At 62.7% G+C, this 23,336-nt stretch carries 30 protein-coding genes; 19 read left to right on the top strand and 11 right to left on the bottom strand.

The features are described from left to right. Positions 1–59 precede the first annotated feature (59 nt). On the top strand, positions 60–296 hold the full coding sequence (locus ACG873_RS09760; protein WP_394891530.1) for a hypothetical protein: 237 nt from the start codon (positions 60–62) through the stop codon (positions 294–296). An 87-nt stretch (positions 297–383) separates the two neighbouring features. On the opposite strand, the gene ACG873_RS09755 is transcribed toward ACG873_RS09760, so the two are convergent. Next, on the bottom strand, positions 384–551 hold the full coding sequence (locus ACG873_RS09755; RefSeq protein WP_394891529.1) for a type II toxin-antitoxin system Phd/YefM family antitoxin: 168 nt from the start codon (positions 549–551) through the stop codon (positions 384–386). A gap of 70 nt (positions 552–621) precedes the next feature. Between ACG873_RS09755 and ACG873_RS09750 the strand changes: the two genes are divergently transcribed. Then, complete coding sequence (locus ACG873_RS09750; protein WP_394891528.1) at positions 622–1,428, top strand: DUF72 domain-containing protein; 807 nt, start codon at positions 622–624, stop codon at positions 1,426–1,428. A gap of 27 nt (positions 1,429–1,455) precedes the next feature. Here the strand turns inward: ACG873_RS09750 and ACG873_RS09745 are convergent, their stop codons facing one another. Together ACG873_RS09745 and ACG873_RS09740 are read right to left on the bottom strand one after the other, a co-directional pair. Continuing rightward, positions 1,456–1,824, bottom strand: a complete 369-nt coding sequence (locus ACG873_RS09745; protein WP_394891527.1) for a TetR family transcriptional regulator C-terminal domain-containing protein — start codon at positions 1,822–1,824, stop codon at positions 1,456–1,458. Then, positions 1,758–2,099 (bottom strand): TetR/AcrR family transcriptional regulator, encoded by a 342-nt coding sequence (locus ACG873_RS09740; RefSeq protein ID WP_394891526.1) that lies wholly within the window; start codon positions 2,097–2,099, stop codon positions 1,758–1,760. The genes ACG873_RS09745 and ACG873_RS09740 overlap by 67 nt, the downstream gene beginning before the upstream one ends. Before the next feature lie 83 nt (positions 2,100–2,182). Between ACG873_RS09740 and ACG873_RS09735 the strand changes: the two genes are divergently transcribed. Together ACG873_RS09735 and ACG873_RS09730 are read left to right on the top strand one after the other, a co-directional pair. Beyond that, positions 2,183–2,950, top strand: a complete 768-nt coding sequence (locus tag ACG873_RS09735) for an SDR family NAD(P)-dependent oxidoreductase (RefSeq protein WP_394891525.1) — start codon at positions 2,183–2,185, stop codon at positions 2,948–2,950. Positions 2,951–3,051: 101 nt separating this feature from the next. Next, positions 3,052–3,333, top strand: a complete 282-nt coding sequence (locus ACG873_RS09730) for a hypothetical protein (protein ID WP_394891524.1) — start codon at positions 3,052–3,054, stop codon at positions 3,331–3,333. Positions 3,334–3,514: 181 nt separating this feature from the next. Here the strand turns inward: ACG873_RS09730 and ACG873_RS09725 are convergent, their stop codons facing one another. After that, on the bottom strand, positions 3,515–5,464 hold the full coding sequence (locus ACG873_RS09725) for a hypothetical protein (protein ID WP_394891523.1): 1,950 nt from the start codon (positions 5,462–5,464) through the stop codon (positions 3,515–3,517). A gap of 2 nt (positions 5,465–5,466) precedes the next feature. Continuing rightward, entirely contained in the window at positions 5,467–6,990 is a 1,524-nt protein-coding gene (locus ACG873_RS09720; RefSeq protein WP_394891522.1) for an NAD(P)H-hydrate dehydratase, read from the bottom strand. 330 nt (positions 6,991–7,320) lie between these two features. Here ACG873_RS09720 and ACG873_RS09715 point away from each other — a divergent pair, with 330 nt between their 5' ends. Together ACG873_RS09715 and glnA are read left to right on the top strand one after the other, a co-directional pair. Next, the gene (locus ACG873_RS09715) at positions 7,321–7,659 is read left to right on the top strand and encodes a P-II family nitrogen regulator (protein WP_394891521.1); all 339 of its coding nucleotides are present in this window, start codon (positions 7,321–7,323) and stop codon (positions 7,657–7,659) included. A gap of 45 nt (positions 7,660–7,704) precedes the next feature. After that, positions 7,705–9,114 (top strand): type I glutamate--ammonia ligase, encoded by a 1,410-nt coding sequence (gene glnA / locus ACG873_RS09710; RefSeq protein WP_394891520.1) that lies wholly within the window; start codon positions 7,705–7,707, stop codon positions 9,112–9,114. A gap of 99 nt (positions 9,115–9,213) precedes the next feature. On the opposite strand, the gene ACG873_RS09705 is transcribed toward glnA, so the two are convergent. Then, positions 9,214–10,254, bottom strand: a complete 1,041-nt coding sequence (locus tag ACG873_RS09705; protein WP_394891519.1) for a glutamine synthetase beta-grasp domain-containing protein — start codon at positions 10,252–10,254, stop codon at positions 9,214–9,216. A gap of 280 nt (positions 10,255–10,534) precedes the next feature. On the opposite strand from ACG873_RS09705, the gene ACG873_RS09700 reads away from it, so the two are divergent. Next, positions 10,535–10,732, top strand: a complete 198-nt coding sequence (locus ACG873_RS09700) for a DUF2735 domain-containing protein (protein ID WP_394891518.1) — start codon at positions 10,535–10,537, stop codon at positions 10,730–10,732. A 148-nt stretch (positions 10,733–10,880) separates the two neighbouring features. On the opposite strand, the gene ACG873_RS09695 is transcribed toward ACG873_RS09700, so the two are convergent. Then, positions 10,881–11,507, bottom strand: a complete 627-nt coding sequence (locus ACG873_RS09695) for a hypothetical protein (protein WP_394891517.1) — start codon at positions 11,505–11,507, stop codon at positions 10,881–10,883. 271 nt (positions 11,508–11,778) lie between these two features. Here ACG873_RS09695 and ACG873_RS09690 point away from each other — a divergent pair, with 271 nt between their 5' ends. The 4 genes from ACG873_RS09690 to ACG873_RS09675 all read left to right on the top strand — a co-directional run bounded on the left by ACG873_RS09690 (position 11,779) and on the right by ACG873_RS09675 (position 14,663). Next, positions 11,779–12,039 carry a DUF4212 domain-containing protein gene (locus ACG873_RS09690; RefSeq protein ID WP_394891516.1) on the top strand — a complete coding sequence of 87 codons (261 nt, stop codon included), beginning with the start codon at positions 11,779–11,781 and terminating at the stop codon, positions 12,037–12,039. A 17-nt stretch (positions 12,040–12,056) separates the two neighbouring features. Beyond that, the gene (locus ACG873_RS09685; protein WP_394891515.1) at positions 12,057–13,922 is read left to right on the top strand and encodes a sodium:solute symporter family protein; all 1,866 of its coding nucleotides are present in this window, start codon (positions 12,057–12,059) and stop codon (positions 13,920–13,922) included. A 104-nt stretch (positions 13,923–14,026) separates the two neighbouring features. Further along, complete coding sequence (locus ACG873_RS09680; RefSeq protein ID WP_394891514.1) at positions 14,027–14,335, top strand: YggT family protein; 309 nt, start codon at positions 14,027–14,029, stop codon at positions 14,333–14,335. Between the two features lies 1 nt (position 14,336). Next, entirely contained in the window at positions 14,337–14,663 is a 327-nt protein-coding gene (locus tag ACG873_RS09675; protein WP_394891513.1) for a hypothetical protein, read from the top strand. A gap of 7 nt (positions 14,664–14,670) precedes the next feature. Here the strand turns inward: ACG873_RS09675 and ACG873_RS09670 are convergent, their stop codons facing one another. From ACG873_RS09670 to ACG873_RS09655, 4 genes are all read right to left on the bottom strand, one after another. Continuing rightward, positions 14,671–15,456 (bottom strand): ATP12 family chaperone protein, encoded by a 786-nt coding sequence (locus ACG873_RS09670; RefSeq protein ID WP_394893426.1) that lies wholly within the window; start codon positions 15,454–15,456, stop codon positions 14,671–14,673. Positions 15,457–15,463: 7 nt separating this feature from the next. Continuing rightward, positions 15,464–16,381 carry a DMT family transporter gene (locus ACG873_RS09665; protein WP_394891512.1) on the bottom strand — a complete coding sequence of 306 codons (918 nt, stop codon included), beginning with the start codon at positions 16,379–16,381 and terminating at the stop codon, positions 15,464–15,466. Next, positions 16,378–17,364, bottom strand: coding sequence for an RluA family pseudouridine synthase (locus tag ACG873_RS09660; RefSeq protein ID WP_394891511.1), 987 nt, complete (start codon positions 17,362–17,364; stop codon positions 16,378–16,380). The genes ACG873_RS09665 and ACG873_RS09660 overlap by 4 nt, the downstream gene beginning before the upstream one ends. Before the next feature lie 231 nt (positions 17,365–17,595). Then, positions 17,596–17,880, bottom strand: a complete 285-nt coding sequence (locus ACG873_RS09655) for an acylphosphatase (protein WP_394891510.1) — start codon at positions 17,878–17,880, stop codon at positions 17,596–17,598. A 264-nt stretch (positions 17,881–18,144) separates the two neighbouring features. Here ACG873_RS09655 and ACG873_RS09650 point away from each other — a divergent pair, with 264 nt between their 5' ends. From ACG873_RS09650 to ACG873_RS09615, 8 genes are all read left to right on the top strand, one after another. Then, positions 18,145–18,609: an aminoacyl-tRNA deacylase gene (locus ACG873_RS09650; RefSeq protein WP_394891509.1), complete on the top strand. Its 465-nt coding sequence runs from the start codon at positions 18,145–18,147 to the stop codon at positions 18,607–18,609. Positions 18,610–18,715: 106 nt separating this feature from the next. Further along, entirely contained in the window at positions 18,716–18,910 is a 195-nt protein-coding gene (locus tag ACG873_RS09645; protein WP_394891508.1) for a hypothetical protein, read from the top strand. Positions 18,911–19,337: 427 nt separating this feature from the next. Continuing rightward, positions 19,338–20,324, top strand: coding sequence for a GH25 family lysozyme (locus ACG873_RS09640; RefSeq protein ID WP_394891507.1), 987 nt, complete (start codon positions 19,338–19,340; stop codon positions 20,322–20,324). Between the two features lie 146 nt (positions 20,325–20,470). Then, positions 20,471–21,343, top strand: a complete 873-nt coding sequence (gene yghU, locus ACG873_RS09635; RefSeq protein ID WP_394891506.1) for a glutathione-dependent disulfide-bond oxidoreductase — start codon at positions 20,471–20,473, stop codon at positions 21,341–21,343. A gap of 333 nt (positions 21,344–21,676) precedes the next feature. Beyond that, positions 21,677–21,835: a hypothetical protein gene (locus ACG873_RS09630; RefSeq protein WP_394891505.1), complete on the top strand. Its 159-nt coding sequence runs from the start codon at positions 21,677–21,679 to the stop codon at positions 21,833–21,835. Positions 21,836–21,840: 5 nt separating this feature from the next. Then, positions 21,841–22,305 (top strand): YaiI/YqxD family protein, encoded by a 465-nt coding sequence (locus ACG873_RS09625; RefSeq protein ID WP_394891504.1) that lies wholly within the window; start codon positions 21,841–21,843, stop codon positions 22,303–22,305. A gap of 104 nt (positions 22,306–22,409) precedes the next feature. Continuing rightward, complete coding sequence (locus ACG873_RS09620; RefSeq protein WP_394891503.1) at positions 22,410–22,994, top strand: DUF1353 domain-containing protein; 585 nt, start codon at positions 22,410–22,412, stop codon at positions 22,992–22,994. A gap of 66 nt (positions 22,995–23,060) precedes the next feature. Beyond that, entirely contained in the window at positions 23,061–23,330 is a 270-nt protein-coding gene (locus tag ACG873_RS09615; protein ID WP_394891502.1) for a FitA-like ribbon-helix-helix domain-containing protein, read from the top strand. The last annotated feature ends 6 nt before the right edge of the window (positions 23,331–23,336 follow it).

Below are 23,336 nucleotides of genomic sequence, written 5' to 3'. Positions count from 1 at the left end.
CTTGCAGGCCGCCCAACCTATATGATGGGATACGCGGCGACCCGCGAGAGGACGCGAAAATGACGAAGAACGTGATGGTGCTCGTCGACAAACAGCACGGGCTGGATTCCGTGACGGCCGCGGTCGAAGCCTGCGGTGTCCGCGTCGAACGCGTCCTGCGCGGCATGAGAACCATCGTCGGCGCCGCCTCCGACGATGCGGTGATCCAGCGGGTGCAGCAGATGGAGGGCGTTTCGTCGGTGCGCGAGGAAAAGAGCTTTGCGGTGCCGCCCAACCACCGCGATATTCCGCAATAAAAATCGTGCGATCCAGTCTGAACGACCGTCACTGGACCTCAACCGCAGAGAAAACGTTAGCAAGTGCGTCGCGCATTGGCGCGAGTACTATGCGTCCCTTCGCGCAAATTTTCGCGCGGCAGCAAGGCGTGGAAGCTCATTCTTGCTGCGTTCGGTTTCTTCAGCAGTCAGCGGCTTCATTCTTGCAATCGGCGTTTTACCGCGCATGATGATCACTTCTTCGCCGGCCAGCACACGGTCGATCAGTTCGTTCATTCGTTTTCGAGTTTCTGTTAGATTCACGCACAACGCCAGCCTCCGACAGATGCAACTGAGAGTTTAGCATATGACCGATTCTGGAAAAATCCGCGCCGGCATGGGCGGCTGGACCTTCGAGCCTTGGGACATCTCCTTCTACCCCGAGAAACTGTCGAAGGCGAAGCAACTCCAGTTTGCCAGCCGCCAAGTGCCGACCATCGAGGTCAACGGCACCTATTATTCGACATTCAAGCCCGCCACTTTCGCCAAATGGGCGAGCGAAGCGCCGGAAGGTTTTGTTTTTTCGCTGAAAGCCATCCGCTTCGCGACCAACCGCAGGGTGCTGGCGGAAGCCGGGGAATCCGTCGAGCGCTTCCTCGGCTCGGGGGTTTCCGAGCTCGGCGACAAGCTCGGCCCGATCCTCTGGCAGTTCGCGCCGACCAAGAAATTCGACGCCGACGATTTCGGAGCGTTCCTGAAGCTGTTGCCGGAAAAGCAGGATGGGGTCGCGCTGCGCCACGCGGTGGAGGTCCGCAACCCATCCTTCGTCGTGCCGGAATTCGTCGCCTTGCTGCGCGAGCACAACGTCACGGTGGTCTATGCCGACCACGAGAAATATCCGGCTATCGCCGACGTCACCGGCGATTTCGTCTATGCCCGGCTGCAGACAGGCGAGGACGAGGTCGAGACCTGTTACAAGCCGAGCGCGCTCGACGCCTGGGCGGCGCGTGCAAAAATATGGGCCGAAGGCGGAGCGCCGGACGATCTGCCGCGCGCCGATCCGGCGAGCGCGGCTCCGGTCAAGCCGCGCGACGTGTTCATCTATTTCATCACGTCCGGCAAGGTCCGCGCACCGCACGGGGCGATTGCGCTGATGCAGCGGGTGAGCGACTGACGTTTAGAGCGGCGGCTCGTATCCGCCCTATGCATCGTTCCTGTCCGGCTGCCCCGCCGTCAGCGCGTCCCAGGCGGCCATGGCGCCGTCAGCCGCCGCAAGCAGCCTGTCGTGCGAAGCGCCGTCGCGCGCCTGGATCGACATGCCCTGCTGGACCGTCACGTAGAACACCGCGATCGCCTCGCAATCGATACCCGCCGGCAACTCCCCTTCCCGCACCGCGGCTTCCAGCCGGGTTCTGAGTTCGACGACATTCGCCTCCCGCCTTTGCCGCAGATCCTCGCAGATGGCGGCGTTGTTGCCGTTGGCGTTGAGCGCACCGAGCACGATCAGGCAGCCCGGCGGATCGCCGGCCCGTGAAAAGGCGGCCGCGGACTCACGCAGAAAGCCCTCCACTGCCTGCCTCGCCGTCGCCGACTGGTGCAGGCTGCGCCAAATGCCGACTCCTCGGTCTCGCTATAGAGATCAGTAGCCTCGCGAAACAGCGCTTCCTTGCTGCCGAAGGCGGCATAAAGGCTGGGCGGATTGATGCCCATCACCGCCGTCAGGTCGGCCAAGGAGGCGCCGTCATAACCCTTCGCCCAGAACAGCCGCATTGCATGCCGCAACGCCTCAGCGCGGTCGAAGCCGCGCGGCCGGCCTTTCGAACTCGCCGAAATGTTTTCTGTCATGACCGTTACATAAATCGCTTGACGACGCACCGCAATCCTGCCACCAATATGTGTATCGACTGTTACATAAATGGTGAAAGCAAATGCACGACAACAATTCAGACAAATATGCCGGCGAACTTCAGGGCAAGGCGGCGCTGGTGACCGGCGGCAGCCGCGGCATAGGCGCAGCGATTGCGCTCAGGCTGGCGCGCGCCGGGGCGGATGTCGCGCTGACCTACGCGCGTTCCGCGGACAAGGCCGGCGCCGTGGTGAAGCAGATCGAAGGATTGGGCCGGCGCGGATTCGCGATCAGGGCAGACAATCTCGACGCCGGCGCGGTCGAAGCGGCGGTCGCGGCTGCCGTCAGGGAATTCGGACGTCTCGACATCCTGGTCAACAGCGCCGGCATCTACCACGCCGGTCCAATCGAGACGATGACGCTCGAAGCCCTGGACGAGACCATGGCCGTCAATTTCCGTGCGCCCTTTATAGCCTCCAAAGCCGCCGCGGCCGTGATGCACGACGGCGGCCGTATCATCTCGATCGGCAGCAATCTCGCCGAACGCGTGCCTGCCCCCGGCACCAGCCTCTATTCCGCCAGCAAGGCGGCGTTGGTCGGGCTGACCAAGGGCCTGGCACGCGATCTCGGCCCGCGCGGCATCACCGTCAATGTCGTGCATCCCGGCTCCACCGACACCGACATGAACCCGGCCGACGGCGAATATGCCGATGCGCAGCGCAGTCTTATGGCGATCCCGCAATTCGGCGCGCCGGAAGACGTCGCCGGCCTGGTTGCCTGGCTGGCGGGGCCGCAGGGCCGGTTCGTGACGGGCTCGGCCCTGACCATCGATGGCGGCGCGAATGCGTGATGTGATCGCGGAGCGGGAAGCTGCGGCGGTACTGCCGACCCTCCTCTCCGGGAGTGTGAATAGACTGTCTCCCCGCTTCAGCCAGATCGAAGAAATATGCCTTGCAGATCAAGAAGATAAAAGATTTTCGAAGAAATCTGGAGCGGCGTTTTATCCACACATCCCCGCTCCTCGCGCATAATCTCCTCACCGTTCTGACGGGACCTGGTGCGCACCGGGTGTCAGGCAGAACGGCGGTGACCTCCCGGCGTGGGTTCGGTATCCACGTCTCCGAGGGCGTCCGACGGGCCGGCATTCCGAGCGAAGCGTCAAGGCTTCGTGAACGGAAGGCGGATCATCCGCGCGTCATTGTCCATGGAAAGAACATGGAGCGGGGCGCGTGACCGGTCGACTGGGGCGACAGACACCGGACGGGCGGGCATGGGAGTGCCTGTTCTTTTCTTACGAATTCGTGCGGCGCTTTCCTGCCCGCCCGTCTTCCCGACTCCTGAGCCTGTCGAAGGGCTCTCGCAATGGCCAGGGCCGAAAGGCAGCGTGGCGAGGGAGAAGTGTATGCCGGGGAGGTCACCACGGTGTGGTGTGATTGTCGATGCGCATCTGGAAAATGAAATAAGTGGGCGAGCAGAAGCCGACGCCCTTCACCTTGGCAAGGCCCGGCGTGTCGGGCGGAAAGGCCTGGCACATATAGTCCTCGCGGCAAAAACTGTCGGCCGAGCAACTTGGCCGATTGCCGCGCACCACAGCCCCGCCGAGGCACTGGTCGAAATTGTTGGTCGCCACGCAAATGTCGAAGGCCTTGCCGCCGGCGAGCCCGCATATCTCGCGAGGCATCGGCTTGCCCGGCTTGAAGCCGGCGAACGTCCGGTCGTTGTCGTTGCAGCCGCGATAGGCGATGCCGGCCGGCACGCCGATCTTCGGCGGCCGGCAGTTGTAGGTCTCGCGGTTGATCGCCGGCGCAAACGCAGCGAACTGCCCGGTTATCCTGTAGCGGTCGTTGAATGGCTGGGCGGCATTGGTGGCAATCTCACCGGTCAGGCAGGGATGGCCGGAAAACATGCCCGCGCTGTCCTTCGGCAGCAGGCATTGCGCGAGTTTCATGCGCATGCCGGAGGCGGTGGCGATGGGCGTACAGACGGTATCGCCCGCACATCCCCAGCCTTCGCCGAAATGGGCTGCATCCTCGGCCATCATGCACGGCATGGCCGCCCCTGCCTCAGCGTATTCCACGCCGTCTTCCGTCCATTCTGCCGGCGGAGCCGAAGACAGCGGCCGAAAGCGATCGGGCTCTCGATCTTCAGCGACCGCGCCGATATACGCGGCGCGCCGCGCAAACTCGGCGTGGAGATGCGGCGAGATGCCGACCTGCAGGCGGTTCAGCGGCGACGTCGATTTGTCGTCGAGGCCGATGAAATGAAAGCCTGCAGTCGACCCCGCCTGGTGACATCCCTGGCACGAGCCATTGTCCAGCCGCTCGATCAGCGCCTCGGCGGAGCGCAGAAGACGCATGCCGGAGAAGTCGAGCTCCGAAAATTCTTCAGGCTGGAACAGCGGCGCGAAGGGATGATTGGCCTGGCGCACGCTGCCGAAGGTCGAATAGGAAATCGCCTTGCGGGCCAGGAACTCGTCGGGAATCTGGTAGACGCCGCCATCTATAGCGGCCGCGTTTTCAAGGACATAGCCGGCGAGCTTCGCCTTTAGCTCCGCGTCGCTTGCCAGTCTCGCTGCGTCGGGCGTGTTTTCCAGCGGCAATTCGCTCACCGTCTCGCCGTCTATGCCGAAAATCCGCATCAGATAGGCCGCCTGCCCGCCGAACTCGGTCTCCTGGCCGGATGGAAAGCGCACCACCTGCGCATTGAGTTCGAGCTGACGGAACGCGAATCCCGAAGGATCGAGCGGTCCGCCGGCGAGCCAGCCGGCGTCGGCTGCCTCGTCGATCCCGGGCGTCCAGCGCAGCGCCACGCCGGTGCAGCCGCCGTCGGTGTCCGGCAGCACCGAATGCACGGCGTTGAAATTGAAAGGCATACGCGACGAAAGCTGCTTGCCCTTGCCGTTCTTCCGAAAACTGTAGGCCAGCCGGTAGACGAGCCGTACCTCCCCGCAATCGGCCCTGCCGCGCAGCGCCGAGAAATCGCGGCGGTCGAGGCGGTTGACGATCCCCACCAGCCGGAAGCGCGCGGCGTCCGTCTTCAGCCAGCGCATGTCCATGATGCGGCCGACATTGCCGTCGGTCACCTCGTACAGTGTTCGCCCGCCGGCTTTCATCTCGCTCCGCAGCGCCGCGACATCGGCACCGATCATGTCGACAATGTTTCGGTAGGCCGGCGCGTCGCGGTAGAGCATTTCGAGATCACCATTGCCCTCGACGCCGAACAGTCCGGCAAAGCCGTAGCCGCGCTGCTCGAGTGCGGAGAGAATGGCGGGATCGTCGATCATGAGGACCGGACCCTCGGCGCGCGCCGCGGTTGCCGCAAGAACCGCGAAGAGCGCGAAAAGCCGCCTCAACCACAGCATCATGCCTATTCCCCCGAACCGCCCGAACGTTCGGCTACAAGATCGCGGAGGACGGGAAGAAGCGCAAGCGGCAGGTCTTCGGCGATCAGGCCCGGCCCGAACCGGCGCGCTGCCTCGGCGTGCATCCACACGGCCGCACAGGCAGCTTCGAAAGCCGGCATGCATTGCGCCAGAAGGGCAGCGACGATGCCCGAAAGCACGTCGCCGGAACCGGCGGTCGCCAGCAGAGGCGTGCCGTTGGCATTGATCGCCGCCCGGCCATCAGGCGATGCGATCACCGTATCCGGACCTTTGTAGATGACCACTCCATGCGAGCGCGCCGACGCTTTCCGAGCTTTTTCGAGCTTCGAGAGCGCAGCATCCCTGGCGATATCCGGGAAAAGGCGGCCGAACTCGCCCTCATGCGGCGTCAGCACCAGCGCCGCCGCGCCCTTGGCTCCGGTTGTGATGAAGAGCGAGGCAGGCGCGTCGTGGAAGGACGTAATACCGTCGGCGTCGAGCACGAGCGAGGCCTCCGCGCCGGCCGTTTCGAGGATCGCCAAGGCGAGTTCCCGCAACGGCTCGCCGACGCCGAAGCCCGGCCCCAGCACGAGCGCGGACGGCTTGCGATCGGAGATGAACGCGCGCGCATCATCGGCGTCGTCGATACGCCTCAAGATGATGGAGGTCAGTTGCGCGGCGTTGATCGCCAGCGCACTGCCGGGCGACAGGACCGTCACGGCCCCCGCCCCTGCCCGCGCTGCGGCAACCGCCGCGAGCCGCGCAGCACCCGTTGCGGATGGCCCGCCCGAAAAGACGCCGACATGGCCGCGCCGGTACTTGTGGATGTCGGCCGCCGGTATCGGATAAGAGCCGCGCCACAACGCCGGATCGTTCTCGAAACATTTCGGCCCGACCGCCGCGACCGTCGCGTCTGAAATGCCGATATCTGCCACCAGGATGTCGCCGCAGGCCTCGCGTCCCGGCAGCAGCAGATGTCCCGGCTTCTTGCGAGCGAACGTGACGGTCACGTTGGCCCGGAAAGCCGCATGCCCAACCGGATGACCGGTTTCGCCCGAAATGCCTGACGGAAGATCGACCGCGACGACCGGAATTCTCGCGTCGCCGCATTTCTCGATTGCGGCGGCAGCATCCGCCGACAGCGGCTTCGACAGCCCTGCCCCGTAAAGCGCATCGACGACGATATCACCCCGCTCCGGCATGAAGCCGGAAATCGGCTGCGCCTCGAGCGGGCACTCGGCGGCAGCCAGCGCCGCGTCGCTTCCGCTTCTCGGCGCGCCCTCGGCCCAGATGGAAACCCGCACTCCGGCTTCGGCGAGAAGCCTAGCCACGATATAGCCATCGCCGCCATTGTTTCCCGGCCCGCACAGCACATGGACGCCGGCGGCGGCGGGGTAGCGCTGCAAAACGGCCGTCGCTACCGCTACGCCAGCGTTGCGCATGAGCTGGATACCGTTGAACGGACCGGCGGCAATCGCCAGCCGGTCGGCCTCGGCCATTTCACGCGGCGTCAATATCTCGTGCGACATCGCCAGCAGGCCCTCCGTTTGGGCAACGGGTAGCACATGAACGCCAGCGCCAGAATAGCTACGCCACCGTGCGTTGCGTTCGGCGATCACCGTGCCTCTTTTTTAGGCTTTATGCCCAATCTTTGACCTGCCGCAAAATTCATCACCCGCGATGGCCGGTGGGATGCCCGCACGGAACAGCGGCAATCGCCATCCGCAAGCAATCTTTCACCCATCCCACCCGTTCGGCGCTCGATTGTTGCAGCGGGGCGAGACTGGCACGGTTCGTGCTTTTTGAGCCGCAAGCGGGGCCCACAGCCCGTTTTTTGCCCTAGCGGAGGCCTCATAAGCATGAAAAAGATCGAAGCGATCATCAAACCGTTCAAACTCGACGAAGTGAAGGAGGCGCTGCAGGAAGCAGGGCTGCAAGGCATCACTGTCACGGAAGCGAAAGGTTTTGGCCGCCAGAAGGGCCATACCGAACTCTATCGCGGCGCCGAATATGTCGTCGATTTTCTTCCCAAGGTTAAAATAGAAGTGGTTCTGGGCGACGAATCCGTCGAAGGCGCCATCGAGGCGATCCGCAAGGCAGCGCAAACCGGCCGCATCGGCGACGGCAAGATTTTTGTCTCGAACATCGAGGAAGTCGTGCGCATCCGCACCGGCGAGACCGGCATCGAGGCTATTTGATCCTCGCTGTTTTCGTTTCAACGTCATCACACAGGAAAACATGACATGACTACAGCCAAAGACATTTTGAAGCAGATCAAGGACAACGACGTGAAGTTCGTCGATCTGCGCTTTACCGATCCGAAGGGCAAGCTGCAGCACGTAACCATGGACATCATCGAGGTCGAGGAGGACATGTTCGCCGACGGCGTGATGTTCGACGGCTCGTCCATCGCCGGCTGGAAGGCGATCAACGAATCCGACATGGTCCTGATGCCGGACGCCGAAACGGCTCATATGGACCCGTTCTTCGCCCAGTCGACCATGGTCATCCTGTGCGACATTCTCGACCCGGTTTCGGGCGAAGCCTACAACCGCGATCCGCGCGGCACGGCCAAGAAGGCGGAAGCCTACATGAAGGCCGAGGGTATCGGCGACACCATCATGGTCGGCCCGGAAGCCGAATTCTTCGTGTTCGACGACGTCAAGTACAAGGCCGATCCCTACAACACAGGCTTCAAGCTCGATTCCACCGAACTGCCGTCCAACGACGACACCGACTACGAAACCGGCAATCTGGGCCACCGCCCGCGCGTCAAGGGCGGCTACTTCCCGGTTCCGCCGATCGATTCCGCCCAGGACATGCGTTCGGAAATGCTGACGGTGCTCACCGAAATGGGCGTGCGCGTCGAAAAGCATCACCACGAAGTGGCGGCCGCTCAGCACGAACTCGGCATCAAGTTCGACACGCTGGTCCGCAACGCCGACAAGATGATGATCTATAAGTACGTCGTGCACCAGGTGGCCAACGCCTATGGCAAGACCGCTACCTTCATGCCGAAGCCGGTGTTCGGCGACAACGGCTCGGGCATGCACGTCCACCAGTCGATCTGGAAAGACGGCAAGCCGACTTTCGCCGGCAACGAATATGCCGGCCTGTCGGAAACCTGCCTCTACTACATCGGCGGCATCATCAAGCACGCTAAGGCGATCAACGCCTTCACCAACCCGCTGACCAATTCCTACAAGCGCCTGGTGCCCGGCTACGAAGCGCCGGTTTTGCTCGCCTATTCGGCGCGCAACCGTTCGGCCTCCTGCCGCATTCCCTTCGGCTCGTCGCCGAAGTCGAAGCGCGTCGAGGTCCGGTTCCCCGATCCGGGCGCGAACCCCTATCTCGCCTTCGCCGCCATGCTGATGGCCGGCCTCGACGGCATCAAGAACAGGATCCATCCCGGCCAGCCGATGGACAAGGATCTCTATGATCTGCCGCCGAAGGAGCTGAAGAGGATCCCGACCGTCTGCGGCTCGTTGCGCGAAGCGCTGCAGAGCCTCGACAAGGACCGCGGCTTCCTCAAGGCCGGTGGCGTATTCGACGACGACCAGATCGACAGCTACATCGAGCTGAAGATGGCCGAAGTCATGCGCTTCGAAATGACCCCTCACCCGGTCGAATACGACATGTATTATTCGGTGTGACGCGGAGGCTTCACGAATGACAAAAAACCCGGCGGAAACGCCGGGTTTTTTGTTGAAGCAAAGCGATGCAGGCACGCGGCCCCCATCGCTTTTGAATGATCAGGCCGCAGCCTTCTCCGCCGCTCCGATTTCCACGCTCGCGATCGTCTTCAAAATCTGCGAGGAGATCTGGTAGGGGTCGCCCTGCGAATTCGGGCGGCGGTCCTCGAGATAGCCCCTGTAGCCATTGCGCACGAAGGAGTGCGGCACGCGGATGGACGCGCCACGGTCGGCGACGCCGTAGCTGAATTTATTCCACGGGGCAGTCTCGTGCTTGCCGGTCAGGCGCTTGTCGTTGTCCGGGCCGTAGACGGCGATGTGATCCATCAGGTTCTTGTCGAAAGCCGCCATGAGCGCCTCGAAATACTCCTTGCCGCCGACTTCGCGCATGAAAGCGGTGGAGAAGTTGGCGTGCATACCAGAGCCGTTCCAGTCGGTGTCGCCGAGCGGCTTGCAATGATATTCAACGTCGATGCCGTATTTCTCGGTCAGGCGCTGCATCAGGTAGCGGGCCATCCACATCTGGTCGGCCGCCTTCTTGGAGCCCTTGCCGAAAATCTGGAACTCCCACTGGCCCTTCGCCACCTCGGCGTTGATGCCTTCGTGGTTGATGCCGGCGGCGAGGCAGAGATCGAGATGTTCCTCGACGATGGTGCGGGCGACGTCGCCGACGTTCGAATAGCCAACGCCGGTGTAGTACGGGCCCTGCGGCGCGGGATAACCGCTCTCGGGAAAGCCGAGCGGACGCCCGTTCTTGTAGAAGAAGTATTCCTGCTCGAAGCCGAACCAGGCGCCCTCGTCATCCAGGATGGTCGCCCGCTTGTTGGACACATGCGGCGTGACGCCGTCCGGCATCATGACCTCGCACATGACGAGAACGCCATTTGTGCGCGCCGGATCCGGATAGACCGCGACCGGCTTCAGCACGCAATCCGAGCTCCTGCCTTCCGCCTGCATGGTGGAACTGCCGTCGAAGCCCCACAGGGGGAGCTCCTCGAGCGTCGGGAATTCCGAGTATTCCTTGATCTGGGTCTTTCCCCGAAGATTGGGAACCGGGGTGTACCCGTCCAGCCAAATATATTCGAGCTTGTATTTCGTCATTCCGGCCTCTCGTAACAATGCGCTTGGAAGGGAGCGCGACATCCCGGCCGCCAAGGCCGATTCCAGTCGTAAACTAAGCAACAAGCATGCCACTTCCTTGCGCATTTGGAAAAAACGCTCAAAATCGAGGCTGGCGGGTGCGCTGCAACATGCTCCAAGAACCGGCAGAACAGACTCCTGCCTAAATACTAGTCAGCCTGCTCTTTTTTTGGACAGATATGTTGCGCTCGTGGTATTGAGCATTATCTCCGATGGCCAATACAGCACGGAAGAAAGAACAATGAGCACGCCTTTTCCTCACGAGTCGGCGAAGATCTACACCTTCCCCAAGCGGGCTCGGATCAAGGCCGACGCCCGTGGCGACCAGGCGAATTCCGTCGTGAGCCGAGCCTCGCCAAACATAGCCAGCGTCGCCGTCGGCAGCGGCTGGTATCACGAGGCGGCAATCGAGGAAGCCGAACGGGACCGCAAGCGTTAGGCGATTGACCCGGTAGCTCAGGCCAGTGATGCGCGTCGTGACGCCGCCGCATCTGGTCGGGTAAGTGATGTGTCGTTCGGTGTAAGCATCCGCACTGCGAACCAGAACCCCGGCGTGAGCGGGGTTTTCGTTGCGGGCTTCGGTCCTGCTACTCCTCGCCGAGCAACGACGGCACCAGCGTGTCGAAGCGCGCAGCCTGCAGGAAATCCTCGTGGAAGCGCAGGAGGTTCATACGCAGATTGTTGCGGATATAGTCGAAATCATGCGTGACGATCTCCTTGTGGAGCGGCAGAGCCTCGAAGATCATGCGTGCCGACGGCTTGGTCATGTCCTTGACCGGCCGCGGCGGCCCTGCCTGCGTCGCCTGCAGCCGCTCTTGCACCAAAACCAGCGCATCGTCCCAGAAGGCCGGCGGCGCGCCGTCCGGTACCGGATAACGCGAAAAAACCTCGGCTGCCACCGACGCTAGCGCAGATGGCAGCCGCCGCTGCCTCTGCCCGGCGTGCGGCCTGGTCGCGCCTTCCACCACTTCGGCAACCATCGCGAATGCCGGCGGATAGCTCTTCCAGCGCGATTGCCGAAGCTGCTCCTGGAAATCGGCCTCGCTGAACAGCTTCTGCCAATAGACCCCGGCCCTCACCCTGCAGAATTCGACGACGCATTTCTGGCACAGAAACGCCGCACGCGAATCCATGAAGTCGGCCAGCGCCTGCTGGTCCGCCACCGTTTCGGAGGTGCCGAATAGACCGGCAACGACCTTGTTGAACAATCCCACCGCGCTCTCCCCGCATTCATCTGCGGTGTAAGCTTAGCTCCATTCGAAGCCGACCGCCAACGACCATCGACCGCGTCGCGGTGATTCTAAAGTTGTATGAACAACCCATGGCAACAAATGTTACGAATCCACCAACATCGGATTCGCGCGCGCGCCGCACGCCGTCCTCCGATGTGTCGCTCCACCTTCGCTGAAGGTTTCGGAACGACAGGGCAACCAGGTCCGTGGGTCGAGGAGGATTGCCGGGCCTTTTTGGAGGAGGGAAGACGCGATGGCGACGCCAGACCGCGTAAGTTACTGGAACAAGACCAAAAGCCTCATGTTCGTCATGTTGGCCCTCTGGTTCTTCTTCGGATTCGTGGTCCACATGTTCGTGGTTCCGCTCAACAACATCGTGATACCAATTTTCGGCTTCCGGCTCGGCTTCTACATGGCCTCGCAGGGTTCGCTCATTGCCTTCGTCATCATGCTGTTCTGGTTTGCCAGGAAACAGAATGAGATCGACGAAGAGCATGGCGTCGCCGAAGATTGATCGGGGGGATTTGATCAATGGCCAACACCACAGCAAGCGGTTCCGGCTCGGACTTCACGTCCAGCCTCGGCCGCATCTACACGATCTATACCGGCGGCTTCATCGCCTTCATCGTGCTCATGGCGATCCTGAGCGGCATCGGCGTTCCGAACCGCGTCATAGGCTACCTGTTCATGGGTTTCACCATCGTCATCTACGCGGTGATCGGCATTCTGAGCCGCACCATGCAGGTCGGCGAATACTATGTCGCCGGACGCAGGGTCCCGGCTCTCTATAACGGCATGGCAACCGGCGCCGACTGGATGTCGGCTGCTTCCTTCATCGGCATGGCGGGTTCGCTCTACCTGCTCGGCTATGACGGCCTCGCCTTCGTGCTCGGCTGGACCGGCGGCTACGTGCTCGTCGCCATCCTGGTGGCGCCCTATCTGCGCAAGTTCGGCGCCTACACGGTTCCCGACTTCCTGTCGGCCCGCTACGGCGGCAACCTCGCGCGTTTCATTGGCGTGATCGTGCTGTTCTCGTGCTCCTTCACTTATGTGGTGGCGCAGATTTTCGGGACCGGCATCATCTCGTCGCGCTTCCTCGGCATCGACTTCAACGTCGCGGTCTATGTCGGCCTCGCCGGCATTCTCGTCTGTTCGATGCTCGGCGGCATGCGCGCCGTCACCTGGACACAGGTCGCCCAGTACATCGTGCTGATCATCGCCTACCTCATCCCAGCCATCTGGATGTCGACGGTGAAGACCGGCATTCCGATCCCGCAACTGATGCAGGGCCAGGCGCTGCAGGGCATTGCAGCACTCGAAGCCGCTCAGAACATCGTTCCGGGCCATGCGACGCCGTTCAGCCACGGCGGCTACGACGCGAAGAACTATTTTCTGCTCATCCTCTGCCTGATGGTCGGCACGGCATCCCTGCCGCACGTCCTGATGCGCTACTTCACCACGCCGTCGGTACGCGAAGCCCGCGTTTCGGTTGCGTGGTCGCTGCTCTTCATCTTCCTGCTCTACTTCACGGCGCCGGCCTATGCGGCGTTCGCCAAGTGGACCATGCTCGACCTCGTCGCCTCGGGTCTGACCCCGGCCAACATCGCCGAAAAGGCCGGATGGATGCTGAACTGGGCGGCGGCGGATAACACACTGGTGCAGATCTGCGGCAAGGCGGCAACCGATGTCGCTGCAATTGCAGCCGCCTGCGCTGAAAAAGGCGTCACCGGCAATCTCGCTTTCGCGGACATCAACCTGAACGCCGACATGATCGTGCTCGCCACGCCTGAAATGGCCGGCATGCCCTACGTCATTTCGGGTCTCGTCGCCGCCGGCGGTCTTGCCGCCGCGCTGTCGACGGCGGACGGGCTGCTGCTCGCAATCGCCAACGCGCTCAGCCACGACATCTATTACAAGATGATCGACCAGAACGCTCCGACACACCGTCGCCTCATTGTGTCGCGCGTCCTGCTCGTGCTGGTGGCGTTGCTTGCGGCCTACACCGCTTCGACGAAGCCTTCCGACATCCTGTCTATGGTGTCATGGGCGTTCTCGCTCGCGGCGGGTGGTCTCTTCCCGGCGTTGGTGCTCGGCGTCTGGTGGAAACGCGCCAACGCTACGGGCGCCGTTGCCGGCATGATCGCGGGCTTCGGCATCACGCTGTTCTATCTCGTGATGACGCAATACGGCGCCGATCTCGACAAGACAACGCCCAACATGGAACTGTGGTGGGGTGTGAAGAACATCTCGTCCGCCACCTTTGGCCTTCCGCTCGGCTTCGCCGTCATGATCATCGTCAGCCTTCTGACCAAGGCTCCGTCCGTGGAAATGCAGAACATGATCGAGGAAATCCGCGTTCCGCGCGGCAAGCAGGTCATGGAAGAAAAGACCGCCTGATCGAAGGTATTGAAAAAGCAGAGCGGGGTCCGGCGACGGACCCCGCTTTCATTTCGTCAAGGCCGCTGTCATAAGCGGCCTGAGGGGCATGGATCGATCCTTGAATGAGCAGTTTCTGGACCTACTGGTATTTCCACATACCCAACTTCGTTCTCGCCGCGATCATGTACACCATGCTCGGAAGGCTGCTGCTCGGCTTCTTCGTCGCCGAGGACTGGGACAATTACATCTGGCGCTTCTTCAAGAAGGTGACGGACCCGGTCGCCAAGCTCGTCCGGATGATAACGCCGCAAGTGCTGTCGATGACGGTCGTATTCGTGTTCGGCGTCTTGTGGCTGATGGCGTTGCGCGTCGCCTATCTCGTTCTTCTCCTCAATCTCGGCCTTGCGCCGGTCGCCACTGCGGGGAACTGATATGATGGACCGCAACGCGCTCGTGCCGATCATGGCGGTGGCCATCGTCAACGGCATCTTCTCCCCTTGGGTGCTCGCTGTATTCCTGCTCTATCCCGTCTGGTACCCGACCTGGGCGCCGATGATGACGCAGCCCGTCTACATGGCGAGCGCGCTCATCCTCTCGACCCTGACGCTGATGATCGCCGGCGTTCCGGCAGCAATCTACGAGCGCCTGGCGGGAGTTGCGAAGCCGGCGATCACGGGAGCGATCTGGCTCGCCGGCGTAGTGCTGCTCACGCTGCCGGCCGTTCCGAACGTCCTGCGGGCGCTCGGCGTCTCGCCGTAACTTATTTTCAAAACGCTTCCAGCAACCGCGCGGCGGCCATCATGTCGCGTTTGCGATAAGCCCGGCGCGCCATCGCTTCGGAATCCTGCCCCCATTGTTCGGCCTGCCAGTCCTCGTCGACATGGGCGGCCGACCAGGCGGTCTCGGCATCGATCGCGCCTGCTTCGACCGCAATCGCCAGAAGCGCCGATCCGGTGAGCGTCGTCATCAGGTGCATCGCCGCGAGCCGCAACGGCTCCCGGCGCAGCGCAAGATGTTCGCGGACTGCATCCATGGCCCGGCGCGGCTGCTCGACATGGATAACGCCCTGCGCCAGCACGAGATGCGCGCCAAGCGCGCTGCGGGCCCAGTCCAGCACCGGATCCCAAGCCTGGACCTGGTGCTCGACCAAAGCGACCGGCGCGTCGGCGCGATAACACAGCAGATCGGACGAAGCGAATTTGGCAATATCATCGCGCACGGCCTGCAGGTCGGTCATAACACCGTCGATCGCCGTGTTGGCGAGGCGGTAGACGGGCATTGTCGAAGGATCGATCTTTTCGGCCTGCGCGGCAAACTCTTCCGCGACCAGCCCGGCTGCCTTCTCGGTGGGCAGCGCCAGTATCGCCTTGCCCGGCGTGCGCACCGGCTTTCCATCAAGGTGAACGGCAAAGCCTTCCTCCACGGCCGCGACCGAAACGTCCTTGTAGAAGCGCTTTGGCAGCTGCGTCTTCATCTGGCTCTGCGCGCGGCGGATCGGGTCCGGGTCGGACAGATATTTCTGGGCTTCTAGGTCGTTCAGGAGATCGCGCATCATGGCCTCACGAAAGCTGGCGGCGCGGCGGACGGTTGACGATGATCAGCCCGGCCGCCATCAGGCCGAGGGCGGCAAATATCTTGGCGCTGAGCGGTTCGCCGAGAAGAATTCCGCCGCACAGAACGCCGAATGCCGGCGTCAGAAAGGCGAAACTCGACAGCCCCGCCGCAGGATAGCGCCGCATCAACCAGAACCACAGAATATAGGTGAAGGCTACGATATAGACAGCCTGGAACAGCAGCGCCCCGGTAGCGAGCGGCGAGATTTCGCGCAAGGCCGGGCCGGCCAGCGGCAAAAGCGGCAGTGTCATGACGGCGGAGACGGCCAGTTGGTAGAGGAGCAGTTTCTCCGCGCTGACCACGGCAAGCCTGCTTTTCTTGATGACCAGCGTTGTCGCCGCCCACAGGATGCCCGCACCGAGACACATTATGTCGCCGGTGATCGCTTCCGGGCTTGGGAGGCTGAGCTTATCGGAAAACACCAGGACGACGCCGGCGAAAGCCATGGCGAGGCCCATCCACTTGCGCAGCGTCATGTGTTCGCCGAGAAGGAAATGCGCGCCCACAAGAACCCAGAACGGCATCGTGTTGACCATCAGGGCGCTGCGCGCCACGGTGGTGAATTCGAGGCCGACGAAGATCAGCACGAATTCCGCCCCGAAAAGCAGGCCGGCGAGCAAGCCCGGCCAAAGCGTCCCGTCGCTTTCGAACAGCCGAATGCCGCGATAGCGGCACCATAGCAGCACGACAAGGCCGGCGAGCGCCGAGCGGACCACGGAGACGAAGACCGGACTGAAGCCGGCATAGGAGAGCTTCGCGGCGACGCCGTTCAGCCCCCATGAAAAGGTCAGGCCGACCATGATCGCGGCAGCGGCCATGTCGACAGCGTCGCGCCGGTCGAATGTGTCGGCCGCGCCGCTCACGATTCTTCCTCGCCGCTTGCGTCATCGAAGCCCATCAAATTCCAGGTCTGGCGCATATGCGGCGGCAACGGCGCGGTGACGTCGATCACGCCCTTGTCGGGATGCGGAATGCGAATGCGCCTGGCGTGGAGATGCAGTCGGTTCTGGACACCGCCAGGAAAATCCCAGTTCTGGTCGGCCTCAAAGTATTTCGGGTCGCCGATGATCGGACAATCGATATAGGCCGCATGGACGCGCAACTGGTGGGTGCGGCCGGTATGCGGCTCCATTTCGAGCCAGGAGAAGGCCTGTGCCGCCTGTTCGAGAACGCGGTAGTAGGACACCGCATGATCGGCGCCTTTTTCGCCGTGCTGGGCCACGCGGACCCGGTCGCCGTCCGGCGTCGCTTCTTTGACCAGCCAGGTCGAAATCTTGTCCTCGCGCTTTTTCGGCACGCCTCTCACCAGCGCCCAGTAGGTTTTCTTCGCATCCCTCCCGCGAAAAGCCTCGGCGAGCTTCATCGCCGCAAGGCGGGTGCGGGCGACGACCAGCACGCCGGAAGTGTCTCGGTCGAGCCGGTGCACCAGCCGCGGCTTCTCGCCCTTGGAATTGCGCCAAGCCTCCAGCATGTCGTCGACATGGCGGACCACACCCGAGCCGCCCTGCACGGCAAGCCCCGCCGGCTTGTTGAAGACGAAGACTTTTGGATCCTCGTAGATCAGCATCTGTGAGAGAACGTCGCCATCGTCCTGATGGCGCATGGTTTTTGCAGTCAGCGGCCCGGCGCTCTTCTGGTCGACGCCAAGCGGCGGGATGCGGATCATCTGGCCTGGCTCGATGCGCGTGTCGGCCTTGGCGCGCCCGCCATCGACGCGAATCTGGCCAGAACGCAGCAATTTCTGGAGGTGGCCGAACCCGAGCCCGGGAAAATGCGTCTTGAACCAGCGGTCGAGCCGCATGCCCGTCTCGCCGGCCTCCACCTTGATCTGCTCTACGCCTGCCATCGTGCCTTATCCATTTCCAATCGGGCGCAATAGCATCAGCCGAGGCTCCTTACGAGCCATAAAACCCAAAAACAGAGCGAGGATGGCGGCAAACGCATTGGCCGCGGCGTAAGTGCCGGGCCGGCTTCGCCCTCTCCCACAGCACCGCGACATCCAGCGAACGGCCGAGGTGGTGAGGCTGCCGAGCACGCCGGCAGGGGCCCGTCAATCGCAAAGGGCGACGCTTCGCGACTAGCCGGTGATGCGGAAGCCGACGGGCGCTTCGCCGGCATCGGCGCTTTCAGTGGCGACGTCGGAAACCATGGCGCCGGCAGGCCCTTCCCAGAACCGGCCGAGCATCGCCGCGACCGCAGCCTCGGGTCCGGCGATCAGCGCCTTCACCGAGCCGTCATCCTCGTTGCGCACCCAGCCGGACAGTCCGAGCTTCTCGGCCTCCTCACGCGTCCATATGCGAAAACTGACGCCCTGCACCCTGCCCGAAATGCGCACCAGCATCGCCTTGCGTTCGCCCTGCATCGCCGCCTCCAAACACGTCCTCGCCCGAATCTGGCGCATGGCCGGCGGAATGCAACCGGCGCTGCCACGGTTGCCGGTTCTGGCCGGGGGGTGTATCCTTTCTCCACCAATTGGCCTGCCCGCTAGAGGGCCGGCCACGCGACCAGCCGGCGATGGCGAGGAGCTGGTCCACGCGCACTGCGCCTTTTGCGGCTGTTTCCGCGCGCAATCCCCGCCGTCCGCTTTCGTCCGCTGGCAGCGATGCTACTGGGAAAGGAAACGGCCATGGGTATTGCGCTGACAATGCAGGAATATCTCGAAGACAACCACGTCACCTATGATGTCGCCAAGCACAGCAAGACCGCGTCGTCGGCAATGACCGCCGAAGCCAGCCACGTGCCTGGCAACGAACTCGCCAAGGGCGTCGTGCTGCGCTGGGACGGCAGCTATCTGCTTGCGGTTGTGCCCGCCTCGCGCCAGGTCGACCTCGAAAAGGTCCGCGAACTGGTCGGCGAGCCGGTGGAACTCGCAACCGAGGACGAAGCCAGCGCGCTCTTCCCCGACTGCGACACCGGCGCGGTGCCGATCTTCGGCGCGCCATACCGGATCGCCAGCGTGGTCGATGACGGGCTGGAGCGCCGCGACGACATCTATTTCGAAGGCGGCGACCACCGCACGCTGGTGCATGTCTCGGGCGACGGCTTCGAGCGGCTGATGTACGGAATGCCGCACGGGCGCATTAGCGGCTGACCCCGAGTTTTTTCGGCCGCGACATCGGATCGTCATCGAAGCGACATTGGCGTGCCATCATCCTCACCCTATCTAAGGGTGCGGGCGGCATTCGAGGAGACGGCAGATGACGGAGACCAGGAACACACTGGACGAGCTGTTGAGCGATCCGCTGATCCAGCTCGTCATGAAGCGCGACCGCGTGCATCCCGACGAGGTGCGCACGCTGCTCGAACGGGCACGCGACCGCGCCGAGGCGGCATTCGTTCCGCCCCCGCACATTATCGCGCAGACATCCGGACGGCAGGGATGGTGCGCGTAAGGGTGGGGCAGTCCAACTCCTCCCTTACGATTTGAAATCGCAACCTTCACTTCCTTTCTAAAAAAATCGCCCCTCACCGGCTCGTTTCACCCGCTACCCTTCTCCCTGCCCGGAGGAGAGAAGCCCGCTGAAAACGCGCCGACGCCTCCCTCCCTCTTGAGGGGAGGGTCGGCGCGAAGCGCCGGGGGTGGGGTCGGTGCGGCAGTACGCGGCGTTTCATTCCGCGACGACCAACAGGTCAAGCATACTTTCATCGGCAACCTCCCAGCCGCTTCGCGGCCACCTCCCCTCAAGGAGGAGGGAAAGTCGGCGCTATCGTTAACCGGCGCGGAAACTTTGGATTCAATCTTTCTTGGTAATCTCCCGTTAGTGAAATCGTCTCCGCTGGCGTCCGCCTTCGGTCTCAATGTTTTGCGTACGGGTCCCAATGCGTTCGACAGCCATCGTCGTTACCCTCCTCGCATGCCTTGGCATCGCTGGGTGCACATCGAGTTCCGGCGTCGACGGCCTGGCGCCCTCGCTCGAAACCACCAGTTCGATCCCGAGACCCGACGCGGCCGTACCGCAGGCGGAAGTGGGTGCAGCCGCTCCGACGGAGGCTGTCGTGCAGACCGCGCAGGTGGAGGAAGTCGCCGAGCCCGCCGAACCTGAGGTGACGCCGATTGCGCTGGTCGCGGCGCCGAAGCCGGCACTGCGCGACGCGCCCTATGCCGGCGGGACGATCCAGCGGCACCGGTTCCGTGACGCCAAGCCAATCAATTTCGGCAAGAAGTCGCCGACGAAGCTCGCGGTGCACGGCGTCGACGTCTCGCGCTGGCAGGGCGAGATCGACTGGGCGAAGCTCCGGTCGCAGGGGGCGAATTTCGCCTACATCAAGGCGACCGACGGCGGTGACCATCTCGACCCGATGTTCCGGAAGAACTGGCGCGCGGCAGGCCAAGCAGGCCTTAGACGCGGCGCCTATCATTTCTTCTACTGGTGCCGCACAGCCGGCGAGCAGGCCGACTGGTTCATCCGCAATGTGCCCAAGGTCGCCGGCGCGCTGCCGCCGGTGATTGATGTCGAGTGGAACGGCGATTCCAGGAATTGCCGCAAGCGCCCGTCGCGCGCGCGTGTGCTGGAGAAGATGCAGGTCTTCATGGATCGGCTCGAGGCGCATTACGGCCAGCGTCCGATCATCTACACCGCGCCAGATTTCTATCGCGATAATCTGAGGAGCGCCTTTCCGGACCATCCCTTCTGGCTGCGCTCGGTGGCGGCGCACCCGGCAAAAGTCTATCCCGGCCGCAAATGGGTGTTCTGGCAATATTCGGGATCCGGACTTTCGCATGGGGTCGAGGGCCGCATCGATTTGAACGTGTTCCATGGCGACGAGAGCGAGTGGCGGGCTTGGGTCGGCAGCGTGGCCGGCTAGCCGGTGGTCGCGGCGGCAGCCGCCGGTCCCGTAAAGTCTTGGTCCAGAGGCGGCCACCCCCTTTGAAACGGCAATGGTGCACCAATATGTTGAGGTTCCCCCGCCGAACCAACCGCTAGCGCAATAGCACCCGAGAGGCTCTGGATATGACCGATACCGCCCCATACACCCCTCCAAAAGTCTGGACCTGGAACAAGCCGAGCGGCGGCGCATTCGCCAGCATCAATCGCCCGATCGCCGGGCCGACGCATGAAAAGGAACTGCCGGTGGGCAAGCATCCCTTCCAGCTCTATTCGCTCGGCACGCCTAACGGCCAGAAGGTCACCATCATGCTGGAGGAGCTTCTGGAAGCTGGTCATAGCGGAGCGGAGTACGACGCCTGGCTGATCCAGATCGGCGATGGCGACCAGTTCGGCAGCGGCTTCGTCGAGGTCAATCCGAACTCGAAAATCCCGGCGCTGATGGACCGCAGCGGGAAAACGCCGATCCGCGTCTTCGAATCCGGCGCCATCCTCGTCCATCTCGCAGAAAAATTCGGCGCGTTCCTTCCGACCGAACAGCCCGCCCGCGCCGAGACGCTGTCCTGGCTGTTCTGGCAGATGGGCAGCACGCCCTTCCTCGGCGGCGGCTTCGGCCATTTTTACGCCTATGCGCCGGAGAAGATCGAATATGCCATCGATCGCTATGCGATGGAGACCAAGCGCCAGCTCGACGTACTCGACCGGCGGCTGGCCGAGACGGAATATGTGGCCGGCAGCGAATACACCATCGCCGACATGGCGATCTGGCCCTGGTATGGCGGCATGGTGAAGGGCTGGAACTACGAGGCCGGCGAGTTCCTGTCGGTGCACGAATACAAGAACCTGCTGCGCTGGGCCGACCAGCTCCATGCACGGCCGGCCGTGAAGCGCGGCCGCATGGTCAACCGCACCAGCGGCGACCCGGCGAACCAGTTGCGCGAGCGCCATGACGCCAGCGATTTCGAGACGAAGACGCAGGACAAGATTGCGGCGGAGTGAGGACGCTTTTGCCCGACGAGGAAAGGTGGCGCGCCCGCGAACGCTTGGATAGGAACTTTAGGTGGCCAAGGGGCCTATCGAAAGGAACCTTGGATGCATTGTTCCAAGTGGGTGGCAAGTCTAAGTGTCGCGCTTTGATGGCGCGGCGATATGGCGACTTCGCGAAAACCTGACGAGCATGACAAGGCCCAAGGCCGGGAACTGGCGCGGCTGCGGAGAGCGGCCGGCCTTACCCAGGAACAGCTTGGGCTACTGCTCGGCGTTTCGCTAAAGCAGATTGGCAAATAAGAGCGAGGGCAGAGCCGCGTTCCTGCTGGCCGCTTCAAAGCGGCGATGGCCATCCTGCGCGGGGAGAGTGAGGTGAATGGTGGTTTCTCCGAAAGCCAAGCTCCCTATAGCGTACCAGACTCGATGAAAAATGCTCTGCTGCGGACGTTGCGCAGGCTTCTGGATGATGTGAAGCTTTGGATCGATGTTGTTGAGAGGCTTTAGTGCCGATGGAACAGCCGATCATCTATGTCGACGCCGATGCCTGCCCGGTGAAGGCGGAGGTGGAGAAAGTCGCCGAACGGCTCGGGCTGGTCGTCACCTTCGTGTCGAATGGCGGCCTGAGACCCTCGCGCGACCCGATGGTCAGGCATGTCGTGGTGGCGAAAACCGCCGCAGACGCCGCCGACGACTGGATCGTCGAGAATGCGAAGGCCAACGACATCGTCATTACGGCCGACATTCCCTTGGCGGCGCGCGCGGTGGCGCTGGGCGCGCATGTGCTCGGCCCGACCGGAAAGCCGTTCACGCCCGAGACGATCGGCATGGCCGTGGCGATGCGCGACCTGAAGCAGCATCTGCGCGAAACCGGCGAGAGCAAGGGCTACAATGCCGGCTTCACGCCCGCCGACCGCTCGCGCTTCCTGGGCGCGCTGGACCAGATGGCGCGCAAGGCGATCAAGGCGACGGAATAGTTCCCCGGGCTGCGTATCGCCCAGCTTGCAAAGAATCCTCCACGCAGCCTGCGATCCGGATTAAGGTCCGCGCTTGCAACTTTAGCGATGGGGAGGACCGTTTCATGCCAGTGCATTTCATCGGAACCGTTTCCGTTTCCTGGCTCACGCAGCCAGGCGCCGACCGCGACGTGAAGCTGGAGCAGGACTTCGGGTTCGAGGATTCCTGTGGGCTTGTCTGGACCGCCAAGAAGAATGCGGTCGTCAACGGCGCGTCGATACCGCAGATATTCTGGTCGACTTTCGGATCGCCCTTCATCGGCGACTACCGCCGCGCTTCGGTGCTGCACGACTATTATTGCGAGGTGCGGACCCGGCCGTCGGCGGCGACGCATCGCATGTTCTACGAAGCGTGTCTGGAGGGCGGCGTCGGGCCGGTGAAGGCGAAAACCATGTATACGATGGTCAAGACATTTGGGCCAAGTTGGACGGTGGTGGCTGAGAGCATCGTGGTCAACGGCCGCACCGTGATTGAGGAAGGCGGCACGCTAACCTTCTCGCGGACCATGCCGCGAGCCGAATTTTCCGAACTGGTCCGGTGGATTGAGGCCGACAATCCGCCAATTGAGGAGCTCGATGCAGAAATCGCCAAGCGCTCGACGATAGTGCCGTTTCTACCGATCAGGGATTTGGGGATTACGGTCGAATGAGTTGCCGCTAATTGCTTTCTCGAACCCATATTGATATCATAATGATATCAATATGGAGCTTTCGCCATGGGGCAGATGCTGGTCAGAAAAATTGACGACGTGGTGCTGCAACGCATCAGGTCGAAAGCGAAGGCTGATGGAAAATCGGCCGAACAGGTCGCGAGAGAAACGCTTGCGGCGGCATTCAAGCCAGACCGCGCGGAGTTGATCCGGCAGATGGATGCGATACGCGCCAGCTCCAAACCAGTGTCCGGGCAGCAGATAATCGATGAGATCCGGTGGGACCGCGACCACAATTTGGGAAAGCAATATCCCGGTCTCGACGATGATAATTGACGCCAG

Source organism: Allomesorhizobium aridi, assembly GCF_043769475.1.
Classification (GTDB): Bacteria; Pseudomonadota; Alphaproteobacteria; order Rhizobiales; family Rhizobiaceae; genus Allomesorhizobium.
This window is presented reverse-complemented; position numbering and strand designations above follow the sequence as displayed.

Bases quoted from the DNA above. Each gene is read 5' to 3' on its own strand.
- ACG873_RS09760 (WP_394891530.1), top strand. From the start codon at position 60: ATGACGAAGAACGTGATGGTGCTCGTCGACAAACAGCACGGGCTGGAT.
- ACG873_RS09755 (WP_394891529.1), bottom strand. From the start codon at position 551: ATGAACGAACTGATCGACCGTGTGCTGGCCGGCGAAGAAGTGATCATC.
- ACG873_RS09750 (WP_394891528.1), top strand. From the start codon at position 622: ATGACCGATTCTGGAAAAATCCGCGCCGGCATGGGCGGCTGGACCTTC.
- ACG873_RS09740 (WP_394891526.1), bottom strand. From the start codon at position 2,099: ATGACAGAAAACATTTCGGCGAGTTCGAAAGGCCGGCCGCGCGGCTTC.
- ACG873_RS09735 (WP_394891525.1), top strand. From the start codon at position 2,183: ATGCACGACAACAATTCAGACAAATATGCCGGCGAACTTCAGGGCAAG.
- ACG873_RS09725 (WP_394891523.1), bottom strand. From the start codon at position 5,464: ATGATGCTGTGGTTGAGGCGGCTTTTCGCGCTCTTCGCGGTTCTTGCG.
- ACG873_RS09720 (WP_394891522.1), bottom strand. From the start codon at position 6,990: ATGTCGCACGAGATATTGACGCCGCGTGAAATGGCCGAGGCCGACCGG.
- ACG873_RS09715 (WP_394891521.1), top strand. From the start codon at position 7,321: ATGAAAAAGATCGAAGCGATCATCAAACCGTTCAAACTCGACGAAGTG.
- glnA (WP_394891520.1), top strand. From the start codon at position 7,705: ATGACTACAGCCAAAGACATTTTGAAGCAGATCAAGGACAACGACGTG.
- ACG873_RS09705 (WP_394891519.1), bottom strand. From the start codon at position 10,254: ATGACGAAATACAAGCTCGAATATATTTGGCTGGACGGGTACACCCCG.
- ACG873_RS09700 (WP_394891518.1), top strand. From the start codon at position 10,535: ATGAGCACGCCTTTTCCTCACGAGTCGGCGAAGATCTACACCTTCCCC.
- ACG873_RS09690 (WP_394891516.1), top strand. From the start codon at position 11,779: ATGGCGACGCCAGACCGCGTAAGTTACTGGAACAAGACCAAAAGCCTC.
- ACG873_RS09685 (WP_394891515.1), top strand. From the start codon at position 12,057: ATGGCCAACACCACAGCAAGCGGTTCCGGCTCGGACTTCACGTCCAGC.
- ACG873_RS09680 (WP_394891514.1), top strand. From the start codon at position 14,027: ATGAGCAGTTTCTGGACCTACTGGTATTTCCACATACCCAACTTCGTT.
- ACG873_RS09675 (WP_394891513.1), top strand. From the start codon at position 14,337: ATGATGGACCGCAACGCGCTCGTGCCGATCATGGCGGTGGCCATCGTC.
- ACG873_RS09670 (WP_394893426.1), bottom strand. From the start codon at position 15,456: ATGCGCGATCTCCTGAACGACCTAGAAGCCCAGAAATATCTGTCCGAC.
- ACG873_RS09660 (WP_394891511.1), bottom strand. From the start codon at position 17,364: ATGGCAGGCGTAGAGCAGATCAAGGTGGAGGCCGGCGAGACGGGCATG.
- ACG873_RS09655 (WP_394891510.1), bottom strand. From the start codon at position 17,880: ATGCAGGGCGAACGCAAGGCGATGCTGGTGCGCATTTCGGGCAGGGTG.
- ACG873_RS09650 (WP_394891509.1), top strand. From the start codon at position 18,145: ATGGGTATTGCGCTGACAATGCAGGAATATCTCGAAGACAACCACGTC.
- ACG873_RS09645 (WP_394891508.1), top strand. From the start codon at position 18,716: ATGACGGAGACCAGGAACACACTGGACGAGCTGTTGAGCGATCCGCTG.
- ACG873_RS09640 (WP_394891507.1), top strand. From the start codon at position 19,338: ATGCGTTCGACAGCCATCGTCGTTACCCTCCTCGCATGCCTTGGCATC.
- yghU (WP_394891506.1), top strand. From the start codon at position 20,471: ATGACCGATACCGCCCCATACACCCCTCCAAAAGTCTGGACCTGGAAC.
- ACG873_RS09630 (WP_394891505.1), top strand. From the start codon at position 21,677: ATGGCCATCCTGCGCGGGGAGAGTGAGGTGAATGGTGGTTTCTCCGAA.
- ACG873_RS09625 (WP_394891504.1), top strand. From the start codon at position 21,841: ATGGAACAGCCGATCATCTATGTCGACGCCGATGCCTGCCCGGTGAAG.
- ACG873_RS09620 (WP_394891503.1), top strand. From the start codon at position 22,410: ATGCCAGTGCATTTCATCGGAACCGTTTCCGTTTCCTGGCTCACGCAG.
- ACG873_RS09615 (WP_394891502.1), top strand. From the start codon at position 23,061: ATGGGGCAGATGCTGGTCAGAAAAATTGACGACGTGGTGCTGCAACGC.